The sequence below is a fragment of the Bradyrhizobium sp. HKCCYLS1011 genome, from assembly GCF_051167795.1.
Classification (GTDB): Bacteria; Pseudomonadota; Alphaproteobacteria; order Rhizobiales; family Xanthobacteraceae; genus Bradyrhizobium.
In genome coordinates, this window is record NZ_JBNPTT010000003.1 from 404859 (window position 1) to 415635 (window position 10777).

Sequence of the window (10777 nt, forward strand, 5' to 3'; positions counted from 1 at the left end):
TCATTCCCTTGTCTTGAGGGCTGCGACCAGGTCGAGCTGGTCGACGCGCCTGCGGACGATAGCTGCACTTGCCGCGGCAGCAACGAGGACGACGCCGGCTGCGATCAGATACGTCCGAGGTTCGATGACCGGGGGTATCTGGAAGCTTTCGTTGGAATGGAAGCGGGCAATCAACGCGATGATCTCATGTGACAGTGCGAGCCCGATCGGAATCGCGAGCGCGATCTCGGCGGCGAATTCGACGAACAGCATGCTTGCGACCTCGCCGCGACTGAAGCCGAGCACGCGCAGGCTCGCAAGCTCCCAGGCGCGTTCCTGCAGGCTGATCCGGGCGCTATTGTAAACCACGCCCACCGTGATGATCCCGGCGAAGACGGTGAGAATGCCGGCGCTGACGAAGACCAGTCCCGCGATCTTCTCCAGGAATGACGACAGTACGGAGCCCTTCATCGATACGGATTCGATCGTGGGGAGTTGCTTCAATCTTCGCCCCAAGGCCGGCAGCGCGGTCGGCTCGACATACAGGCTGGCGGCGGACACTGTGGCCCCTTCAACGGTCAAGTGGTTGAGCGTGCCGATATCCATGTAGGATGCCATCCCGATCGATTCATCGACCGTCGCGCTGACCGGTAGGTCGCGCTTCAGGCGGCGGCCTTCCATGGTCTCGACGGTGATCACGTCACCTGGCGTCACCGCGAGTCGTTCGGCCAGCCGCCGCGTCAGGGTAATCCCATCAGGGGCAGCGGCAATCGGTCGCAGCGCCGCGTCGTGCGGCCGGCGCAGCTGGTCGGCGGCCGATAGACCGATCACCGAGGTCAGATAGCTGTGCTGTCCGGCCCGCAGCCGCACCGGGACAATGCGTTGTCCTTCGACGGTCAGAACGCCGGGCAGGCGCGCCAGATCGCGGAGGATGACCCGGTCCATGGGATGCGGAAACGTGATGCCAACATTGCCGCGTTCGATCAGGTTGAACTGAAGATCGATCATTTGGTCGATGGCGTCGCGCCAGAAGATGCCAAGCACCATCATGGGGACGGCAAAAGCAACCCCGATCACAGTCAGCAGCGATCGGAACGGCCGTCCGGCCATATTCCGCAGCATCATTATCCAGCGGGCAGTCATCGCCTTATCCGGCAGAAGCGCCTCGATGAGAGAGCGGCGAAATCCAAGCGGCATGGCCGGCCGCATCGCAACCGCCGGGGCCAGGCCGACGACATCGCGTAAAGCCGTCAGAACGCCCAGCGACCCTGCGGCGAGACTGATCGCGACGCCTGCAACAATGGACCAGAGCGTCAGTCTGAATGGGAGATCTGGCAGCCGGAAAAAGCCGTGATAGCTCGCCATCATCGCTTCCCCGAAGCCCAGGCCGGCCGCGGTGCCGAGCACCGATCCGATCAGCACAATGACCAGGACGAGCTTCAGATAATGCAGCGCCAGCGTGATGGTCGGAAAGCCCAGAGCCTTCAATGCCGCGATTTGCTCGCGCTGAGCACCGACCAATCTGCCGAGCGCGCTGTTCAGAAGGAATGCCGCGACACCAAAGAAAATAAACGGGATGGTGATGGACATCACCCTCTGCTGGTTCAGTTCGTCCTGAAGGAAGCGATTGGAGGGCTGATCCCGGCGCCCGATGGCCCCGACCGAGCCATAGGGATCAAGCAGCCGGTCCAGCTCTTCGATCACCGGCTGGGGATTGACGTCGGGTGCCAGGGAAATGACCGCGTCATTGAAGGCCGCCTTCATGTCAAAAGCCGCCTCGGCCGCGCGGCGCTCGACCCAAAGGATCGCGTAAAGACGGTCGTCCGGAATGGGCAGCCCCGGTTTGACCGCGTAGATATATTCCGGCGACAGCGCGATTCCTGAGACACGAAAGCTCTGGATCTTGCCGTTGAGCAGCACGCGGACCTCGTCGCCCGGCTTCACGCCGTTCGCCTCGGCAAAGGCCTCGTTGATGACCGCGTCCCTTGGCGAGCCCGGTTCAGGCGCCGTGCCGCTGCGAAAATATAGCCGCGCCAGCTGTTCGTCACCGGCTTGGTTCAGAGACACCATCCGCGCCGACACGGGCTGTGATGCAGCCGGCCAATCGATGATGACTTCGCGCACGATACGCGGCTCGACGGCAACAACGCCCGGAATGGCGCTGAGCCGCGGCACGATCGACAATGGTGCGCGCTTGAGCGTCACGAAAATCTCCGGAAATCGGGCGGACGCGTAGAACTGCTCGCAAGCAGAACGCAAGGACACGTAGGTCGAGACCGAACCGACAAAGACCGCCACGCCGGCTGCGACGAGCAGCGCGATCGTCAGCACTTGACCGCGCATGGCGCTGATGTCGCGCCACAGTTTGCGGTCCAGCAGGCTCACCAGTGCACCTCGTCGGCAGAGAGCCGGCGCGCATTGCGCTCCTCGCCCACGATCCGTCCACCGCCGAGCCGGAGCACGCGGTCGGCCATGCCGGCAATGGCGGCGTTATGGGTGATGATGATGATCGTGGTGCCAAACCTCTCATTTGCGCGTGCGATTGCCGCCAGAACTACTTTGCCCGTCTCGTAGTCCAGCGCGCCCGTCGGCTCGTCGCAGAGCAGCACGTCCGGCGATTTCACGATCGCGCGGGCGACGGCAACGCGCTGCTGCTCGCCGCCGGACAGTTGAGACGGAAAGTGGTCGATGCGGTGCTCGAGACCGACCAGCTTGATCACCTCGAGCGGATCGAGCGGCCTTTCGGCGATCTCTTTCACCAGCGCGACGTTCTCCTGCACGGTGAGGCTCGGAATCAGATTATAGAATTGAAAGACGAAGCCGACATGTTCGCGCCGATACCGTGTCAGTTCGGCATCATCTGCCCCGACCAGATCGTGATCGCGCCAGTGCGCATCGCCCGAGGTCGGGCTGTCCAGGCCGCCAAGGATGTTCAGCAGCGTCGATTTTCCTGAGCCCGATGGTCCAAGCAGCACGACGAATTCGCGTTCGAAGATATCGAGGTCGACGTCCCGCAAGGCGTGCACATCGACGTCGCCCATGTGATAGGTCTTTGAGAGGCGCCGAGCGCGGAAGACTGGCGTTGCGGCCAGCGACTCGCCAGCTACGGCCGATCCGATCGCGCATTGGCCTGGCTTGTCCGTGGTTCCCATGTACGTGGTTCCCATGAGCCTCACGTCAGCGCGGTGGCTTTGGGGTTGACGGCCACACGCGGCGTTCCCCGAGCAACCCCTCGATGTAGACCGTATTGACCAGAACCAGCAGCACTACCGCGAGCGGGGCTGCTAGCAGCACGCCGAACGGACCCAGTAGCAGCCCGAAAACGAGGGTCGCGAACAGGGTAAGGACCGGCGGCAGCTCGACGGCTTCTGCCTGCACCAACGGCGTAATGAGATTGCCTTCGATGAAATGAATTCCGGCGTAGAGCGCGATGACGTAGGCGGCCAGCATCGGCCCCTGCATCGCGGCCATGAGGATGGCGGACACCGACGCCAGGATCGGCCCGACATAGGGAATGAAGGCAAATAGACCGGAGATCATCCCGAGTGCGATCGGCGCGGCAACGCCGAGCGCGAAGAGGCCGATGGTGGTCAACGTGCCAACCACCGCCATCGTGACCGACTGGCCAACCAGCCATCGCCGTAGAGTCGTTCCCAGAAGATCGAGGACATCGCGGCTCCGCTCGCGATTCTTCGCCGGGACCAGCCGCAACAGGGCCTCGACATACCGCATCGGCTGGATCGCCAGGTAAATCGCAGCGAACAGCAACACGGCGGCATAGGCGCCCGCCCGGAAAACCGAGCCGAAGAGAGCCGCGATATAGCCAGCGGCCTGCCCGGTTGCGGTGCCGAGATTCACATCCTGCACACGGCCGAGCAGCCAGATGCCCAGAGAGCTCGAACCAAACTCGCGGGCGATCTCCGAGAGGCTCTGCGGCAGATCCTTGGCCAGCACGCTGAATTGCGCCGAGATCTGCGCTCCGAACAGCCAGCCGATCGCCCCGACGGATCCGGCGAGCGCAGTGACGACCGGCAGCACCGCCCAATGGTCCGGCAAGCCGGTCCTGCGGCCGAGTTCATGCGCCAAGCCTCGCAGCAGGAGCGCCAGCAGCGCGGCGCCGAAAGCCAGGACCACGACCTCCGACAGTTTCCAGATGGCGATCAGCGATGCGCCGGCAAGGCACACCAGAAGGAGCCGGCGGGCAAAGCTATCCGAAGCGGTCTGCTCCATTTCGTCGCGCAACAGGGCACTTCCTCACTTGTTCCATGCTGTTCGCAGCATCGCACTCGTCCCACGTGAGAAACCAACAAATGGGAATTGTCGCTTGACGCGGATCAAACCTCCGCCCGCAGCGCGATCTATTTTCCCCGCAGGAGGACCAGAACATGGATTCTCAAGGAGCAAGCCAAGAACTAAGCCATGAACCAGGCCATGAGTACGGCCCGGTCGCAAAGCTGTTGCATTGGACCACCGTCGCCTTTGTCGCCGTGGTCTGGGCTTTGGGGACGTTTGGCGACGAGCTTCCTCGGGGGAGTGTGCGGGATACGGGACTGCTCGCTCACATGTGGATCGGGTTGGTTATTCTCCTGATCGCCGCAGTGCGGATCCCGTGGCGCATGGCAAATCCGCCTCCGAAGGTCACTCCGACGGAATTCGGAAGGTGGCTCATCGAATGGACTGACCCGGTCTCGCGCGTCATGCATTATGCGCTCTATGCGTTGCTGATTGCGGTCCCGATCTGCGGAATCGCGCTGCAATTTGCAAAGGGGCATGCCCTTCCGATTTTTGGGCTCGTCGAAATTCCGTCGCCCTGGCTCGCCGACAAGGCATTCGCTCATACGGTCAAGGAGGCGCACGAAATCTTGGCCAATGTTCTTTTGGCCTTGGCAGCCTTCCATATGGCCGCGGCTGTCGTCCATCATGTTGTCTTCGGCGACGATACCCTGCGGCGTATGCTGCCGCATCTGCGCAACGTACAAGGGGAGCCGCGCTAAACGTCCAGTGTCACCGTCACCGGGACGTGGTCCGACGGCCGTTCCCAGCTGCGCGCGTCACGCAGGATGCGGAAGTCGCTGACCTGATCTTTCAGCGCGCGCGACACCCAGATGTGGTCGAGCCGGCGGCCGCGGTCGCCCACGGTCCAATCCGCCGCGCGATAGCTCCACCACGTATAGACCTTTTCCGATTGTGGGATGCGCTCGCGCGCCACGTCGAACCATTCGCCTTGTGCCTGCGCTGCCAGCAGCTTCTCGCATTCGATCGGGGTGTGCGACACCACCTTCAGGAGCTGCTTGTGCGACCAGACGTCGTTCTCATACGGCGCCACGTTGAGGTCGCCGACCAGGATGTGGCGGTCGTCGCCGCGCGGATGCAACGGCTCGCAGGCCTTCATCTCGTCGAGAAATTGCAGCTTGTGCTCGAATTTCGGATTGAGCGCGGGATCGGGAATGTCGCCGCCGGCGGGCACATAGAAATTGTGCAGCACCACGGGCTTCGCAAGCTGCGCCTTTTCTCCGAAGGATACGGAGATGTGGCGCGAGTCGATCTTGTCGCAGAAGGTCCTGACATCGGTGCTCTCGAACGGCCATCTCGAGATCACCGCGACGCCGTGATAGCCCTTCTGCCCGTTCAACGCGATGTGCTCATAGCCGAGCCGGCGGAAGCGCTTCAGCGGAAAGGCGTCATCGATGCACTTGGTCTCCTGCAGGCAGAGCACATCGGGCCTGACTGACTTGATGAATTTGGCGACCAGATCGATGCGCAGGCGCACCGAATTGATATTCCAGGTGGTGAGGACGAGACGCATGGGAGGGGCGTCATAGCATGGAATATGGCGGAGTCTGCCCTCCTTAAGCGACGCGCAGGCGGACAGAGACGGCCGCGGCGAGGCGGCGCGCCGCTTATCCCCAATTCTTCACAGGTCGGTTGACCGAGCGGACAGGTTGGCGCCCGCGGATCAGCCCGGCGGCGTGGACGGATAAGTGGTGAAGTCGATCTTGAACATGCCCGGATCGAGCTTCTTGGTCGCGTCGAGATTGTAGACCGCAACCGTGGTGTCATAGCCCTGCGGGTCGGTGACGGTCCACTGCTTCAACTGGCCGTCCTTGGCGCCGATCATCAGCAGCAGCCGGCTGGTCCCGATCAGCGCCTGCTTCTCCTCGATCGTGATGCTGATGTACATGTCGTCGGCCGAGACCGCGATCACGTTGGTGTCCTTCAACAGGTCGATGCGATCAGAGAGCAGATAGCGCAGCGGCGTCTGCGACAGCGGATAGACGTCCTGGGTTGCGAGGTTGCGGTCGCGCACCACGAGCGAGGAGCCGTCGGCGATGATGTCGATCGGCGTCGGCGGATCATATTCGAAGCGCACCTTGCCCGGCTTCTGGATGTAGAAATCGCCCTTCACCTTGCTGCCGTCGGGCCCGACCTGGACGAAATTCCCCACCAGGGTCTGCAGCGAGGACAGATAGGCACTGACCCTTGCGGCCTGCGCCTTCTGGTTGGCATCGAAGGTGGTGAAGATGCTGGCCGGAACGTTGCGCCGCGGATCGGGAATGACCGGGTTCGGCGGCACGGTCTGCGTGGTGCCGGTGGTCTGCGGACCGCGCTGGCCCTCGGACGCGCTCAGCTGGGTTCCATCGCGCCCCTTCGGCGCGGCCTTCGGGGTTGGAACCGACTGCGCGGCGCAATGGCCGGCGGCGCTCGTCAGGGCGGCAACGAGGAGCGCCACGAGCGTCATGCCGGCGGGGCTTGGCGCGATGCGCACCGCGGATGGCGACGGAATTGAGTTGTTCGAGACTGGGCTGTTCAAAACGACGTCCTGAGGTTTTCCGCGTTTCTAGCTCGGTTCGGGTGCGCCGCGTGATCGTAATTGCGTGAAGAATAAGGGACTCATGAGGCTAGGTTGGGGCCGCCACGCTAGAATCCGCCCTCTTCCTCCGGCACCAGGATCTCGCGCTTGCCGGCGTGGTTGGCCTGGCCGACGATTCCCTCTTGTTCCATCCGCTCCATCAGCGAAGCGGCCTTATTATACCCGATCTGCAGCCGCCGTTGAATGTAGCTGGTGGAGGCCTTGCGATCGCGTTTGACGATGGCCACGGCCTGGGTGAACAGGTCGTCGCCGCCGCCACCGCCCATGCCGGTGGCGTCGAACACGGCGCCGTCCTCCTCGCTCGGCTCTTCCGCGGTGACCGCCTCGAGATATTCCGGCGAACCCTGCGTCTTGAGATGGCGGACGACCTTCTCGACCTCCTCGTCGGAGCAGAACGGACCATGGACGCGGCTGATGCGGCCGCCGCCGGCCATATAGAGCATGTCGCCCTGGCCGAGCAGCTGCTCGGCGCCCATTTCGCCCAGGATGGTGCGGCTGTCGATCTTGGAGGTGACCTGGAAGGAGATGCGGGTCGGGAAGTTGGCCTTGATGGTGCCGGTGATGACGTCGACCGACGGCCGCTGCGTCGCCAGGATCACATGCAGGCCGGCGGCGCGCGCCATCTGCGCCAGCCGCTGCACCGCGCCTTCGATGTCCTTGCCGGCGACCATCATCAGGTCGGCCATCTCGTCGACGATGATGACGATATAGGGCAGCGGATCGAGATCGAGCTTCTCTTCCTCGTAGATCGCCTTGCCGCTCTCCTTGTCGAAGCCGGTGTGCACCGTGCGCGTGATCTCTTCGCCCTTGTTGCGGGCCTCCGCAAGCCGCGCATTGTAGCCGTCGATGTTGCGCACGCCGAGCTTGGCCATCTTCTTGTAGCGCTCTTCCATCTCGCGCACCGCCCATTTCAGGGCGACGACGGCCTTCTTCGGATCGGTGACGACCGGCGTCAGCAGATGCGGGATGCCGTCATAGACCGAGAGCTCGAGCATCTTCGGGTCGACCATGATCAGGCGGCACTGGTCGGGCCGCAGACGGTAGACCAGGCTCAGGATCATGGTGTTGATGGCGACCGATTTGCCCGAGCCGGTGGTACCGGCAATCAGCATATGCGGCGTGCGGGCGAGATCGATGATGATGGAGTCGCCGCCGATATTCTTGCCGAGGCACAGCGGCAGCTTGGCAACGCTCTCGGTGGCTTCCTTCGCCACCAGCAGCTCGCGCAAGTAAACCTTTTCGCGATGCGCGTTCGGCAGCTCGATGCCGATCGCATTGCGGCCCGGCACCACCGCGACGCGCGCCGACAGCGCGCTCATCGAGCGGGCGATATCGTCGGCGAGACCAATGACGCGGGACGATTTGATGCCGGGCGCCGGTTCAAGTTCGTAGAGCGTGACCACCGGGCCCGGATTGGCTTTGACGATCTCGCCGCGCACGCCGAAATCCTGCAGCACGCCTTCGAGCGCGCGCGAATTGGCTTCCAGCTCGCTCTTCGAGAGCGGCTGACGGTCGGCGGCCTTCGGCGCCGCGAGCATCGAGACCGAGGGCAGCTCGTATTTCTCGGACTTGCGGCTGGGCTTCGGCGCAGGCTTCTTGCGTGGGGCGCGCGCGGCCGGCGCCTCCTCCTCTTCTTCCTCCTCCTCGTCCTCGATCTCCTCCTCGTCGTCCTCGTCCGCCATTTTCGGCGCCAGGCTCGCCTGGCTGCGGCCGCCAAGCTTGGGCTCGTTGCGTTTGATCCCGGCGCGGGCCTGCGGCCCGCTCGAGACGAAGGCGCGATAGGCGGTGGCCAGGAACCAGACGATCCGCGCTTTCGCGCTCATGATGGCGTGGAAGACGAAGCCGAGCCGAACGGCGCCCTTGTCGTCCTCCTCGTCCGGATCGGCCAGAGGCGTGTCGTCTTCCTCATCCGCGCCCAGCTCATCCTCGCTTTGCCGCGCCCCCAGGCCGCCGGCGACCAGCAGCGCGGTGAGCATCGCAAGGCCAAAAAGGCTGCCGAGCACCAGGCGATAGACCAGGCCGGGCGGACCGAACACGACCGCAGGCGCCCGCACCAGCGCATCGCCGACGACGCCGCCAAGTCCGGTCGGCAGCGGCCAGGCAGCCGAGCGCGACCAGCAGCTCGCAAAGCCGGCCGCGATCACCACACAGAGAATCCAGGCGCCGAAGCGCAGCGCTTCCCGATCGAACGGCCGGTGGGTCAGCATCCGCCAGCCGCGGATCGCGAGCGGCAGGATCACCATGATGGCGCCCAGGCCGAGGATCTGCATCAAAAGATCAGCCCCGATCGCGCCGGGATAGCCGACGATGTTGCGGATCGGCCGCGAGGTGGCGTGGCTGAGGCTCGGGTCCTGCACCGACCAGGTCATCAGCGCCGCGGTGGCGACGCCGGAGATCGCGATCAACACCAGGCCGATGAGCTCGCGCAGCCGCCGCACCAGCGCGTCGCGGATCGACGTCGGCAGGTGATTGACAAGGGGAATGACTCGTTCGATCGCCGGCATGCTCATCTGCCCCGCAGACCTAACCCAGAACCTCGACCAGCCGGTGCAAGGCCTCGCCGGTGGATTCGCTGTCGGCCACCAGCGCCAGCCGGATATAGCCGTTGCCAGGGTTGAAACCATCGGCCTGCGGCTGCGCCAGATAGCTGCCGGGCACGACCCGAACTCCGGCGTCGCGATAGAGTTTCACCGCCGAGGTGATATCGCCACCGCGATCGGAGACATCCAGCCAGACACAGAAGCCGCCGGCCGGACGCTTGTAGCCATAACGGTTGCCGAGAATCTGATCGGCGAGATCGAACTTGAGGCGATACAGCCGGCGGTTCTCCTCGACATGCGCCTCGTCGCCATAGGCTGCGACCGCGACATGCTGCAGCGGCACCGGCACCTGGGGCGCCGCGACATTGCGCAACTCGTGAAAGACGCCGAGAAAGCGCTTGTCGCCGGCAGCGAAGCCGATCCGCATGCCCGGCACGTTGGAGCGCTTCGACAGCGACTGGAAGGCGATCACGTTGCTGTAATCAGGGCCGGCCTGTTCGAGCACGCTGCCCGGCGCCGTCAGCGTATAGATCTCCGAATAGCATTCGTCGCTGAAGATCATGAAGCCGAAGCGATCGGCGAGCCGTTTCAGCTTGCGGAAGTAATCCGGTGTCGCCACCGCGCCTTGCGGATTGGCGGGCGAGGCGATGTAGAACGCCACGGTGCGCGCAAGCACGGCGTCATCGAGCGCATCGAGGTCCGGCAGGAATCCGGTCTCGGGCGTGGTCGGCAGATAGATCGGCTCGCAGCCCGCGGTGCGCGCGCCGACGCCATAGACCGGGTAGAACGGATTCGGCATCAGGATCGCCGGCCGGCCGCGGCGCGGGCCGACATGGCGAAGCGCGGCGTGAGCGGCGAAGAACAGACCTTCGCGGCTGCCGTTGAGCACCAGGACTTCGCTCTCGGGATCAAGCGGCCGCGGCAGCACAAAGCGGCGCGACAGCCATTGCGAAGCGGCCCGGCGGAACGGCTCGATGCCCTTGGCGGCCGGGTAGCGGCCGAAGGCTGCGATATGCTGCGCCAGCACCGGGCCGACAAAATCCGGAACCGGATGCTGCGGCTCACCGACAGCGAGCGTAATCAAAGGCTTGCCCGGACTATAGGGCGATAGGAGTTCGGTCAGCCGCACAAACGGCGAGCGTTCGCTCTCCGAATGGCCGGCGCCCACGGGCGCGGGGGATGAAGCGGTCATTGCCATACGTCAACGCGCCAATACTGTTGAAGCCGCCGATCGCCCCCGTTCACTATTGGAGCGGATGGAATCACCATAGATAAGGCGAGGTTAAGACGCGATTAACCATCGGAGCCAACCGTGGTTTTGCTCGCTTTTGCCGGTCCGATCCAGAGGTTTTTTCGCAACAGCGGCCGACATTGTGACGGCGGCTGA

Annotated in this window: 8 protein-coding genes; 1 reads left to right on the plus strand and 7 read right to left on the minus strand. The window is 64.1% G+C overall.

Going from position 1 to position 10777, the window contains the following annotated elements; all coding sequences use genetic code 11:
- From ACQR1W_RS10800 to ACQR1W_RS10810, 3 genes are all read right to left on the minus strand, one after another.
- Positions 1-2364 carry an ABC transporter permease gene (locus tag ACQR1W_RS10800; protein ID WP_434850754.1) on the minus strand — a complete coding sequence of 788 codons (2364 nt, stop codon included), beginning with the start codon at positions 2362-2364 and terminating at the stop codon, positions 1-3.
- Positions 2361-3020, minus strand: coding sequence for an ABC transporter ATP-binding protein (locus ACQR1W_RS10805; protein ID WP_434851141.1), 660 nt, complete (start codon positions 3018-3020; stop codon positions 2361-2363). The genes ACQR1W_RS10800 and ACQR1W_RS10805 overlap by 4 nt, the downstream gene beginning before the upstream one ends.
- A 136-nt stretch (positions 3021-3156) precedes the next feature.
- The gene (locus ACQR1W_RS10810; RefSeq protein WP_434850755.1) at positions 3157-4221 is read right to left on the minus strand and encodes an AI-2E family transporter; all 1065 of its coding nucleotides are present in this window, start codon (positions 4219-4221) and stop codon (positions 3157-3159) included.
- Between the two features lie 143 nt (positions 4222-4364).
- On the opposite strand from ACQR1W_RS10810, the gene ACQR1W_RS10815 reads away from it, so the two are divergent.
- The gene (locus ACQR1W_RS10815) at positions 4365-4973 is read left to right on the plus strand and encodes a cytochrome b (RefSeq protein ID WP_008969294.1); all 609 of its coding nucleotides are present in this window, start codon (positions 4365-4367) and stop codon (positions 4971-4973) included.
- On the opposite strand, the gene ACQR1W_RS10820 is transcribed toward ACQR1W_RS10815, so the two are convergent.
- From ACQR1W_RS10820 to ACQR1W_RS10835, 4 genes are all read right to left on the minus strand, one after another.
- Entirely contained in the window at positions 4970-5785 is an 816-nt protein-coding gene (locus ACQR1W_RS10820) for an exodeoxyribonuclease III (protein WP_434850756.1), read from the minus strand. The genes ACQR1W_RS10815 and ACQR1W_RS10820 overlap by 4 nt on opposite strands.
- A gap of 150 nt (positions 5786-5935) precedes the next feature.
- The gene (locus tag ACQR1W_RS10825) at positions 5936-6718 is read right to left on the minus strand and encodes an outer membrane lipoprotein carrier protein LolA (RefSeq protein ID WP_434851142.1); all 783 of its coding nucleotides are present in this window, start codon (positions 6716-6718) and stop codon (positions 5936-5938) included.
- Positions 6719-6897: 179 nt separating this feature from the next.
- A complete protein-coding gene (locus ACQR1W_RS10830; protein ID WP_434850757.1) occupies positions 6898-9360 on the minus strand; it encodes a DNA translocase FtsK in 2463 nt (820 codons plus the stop codon).
- Between the two features lie 13 nt (positions 9361-9373).
- A complete protein-coding gene (locus tag ACQR1W_RS10835) occupies positions 9374-10588 on the minus strand; it encodes an aminotransferase class I/II-fold pyridoxal phosphate-dependent enzyme (protein ID WP_434850758.1) in 1215 nt (404 codons plus the stop codon).
- Positions 10589-10777: the final 189 nt, after the last annotated feature.

Coding starts and splice junctions, on each gene's coding strand:
- ACQR1W_RS10835 (WP_434850758.1), bottom strand. CDS start 10,588: ATGGCAATGACCGCTTCATCCCCCGCGCCCGTGGGCGCCGGCCATTCG.
- ACQR1W_RS10820 (WP_434850756.1), bottom strand. CDS start 5,785: ATGCGTCTCGTCCTCACCACCTGGAATATCAATTCGGTGCGCCTGCGC.
- ACQR1W_RS10805 (WP_434851141.1), bottom strand. CDS start 3,020: ATGGGCGACGTCGATGTGCACGCCTTGCGGGACGTCGACCTCGATATC.
- ACQR1W_RS10815 (WP_008969294.1), top strand. CDS start 4,365: ATGGATTCTCAAGGAGCAAGCCAAGAACTAAGCCATGAACCAGGCCAT.
- ACQR1W_RS10830 (WP_434850757.1), bottom strand. CDS start 9,360: ATGAGCATGCCGGCGATCGAACGAGTCATTCCCCTTGTCAATCACCTG.
- ACQR1W_RS10825 (WP_434851142.1), bottom strand. CDS start 6,718: ATGACGCTCGTGGCGCTCCTCGTTGCCGCCCTGACGAGCGCCGCCGGC.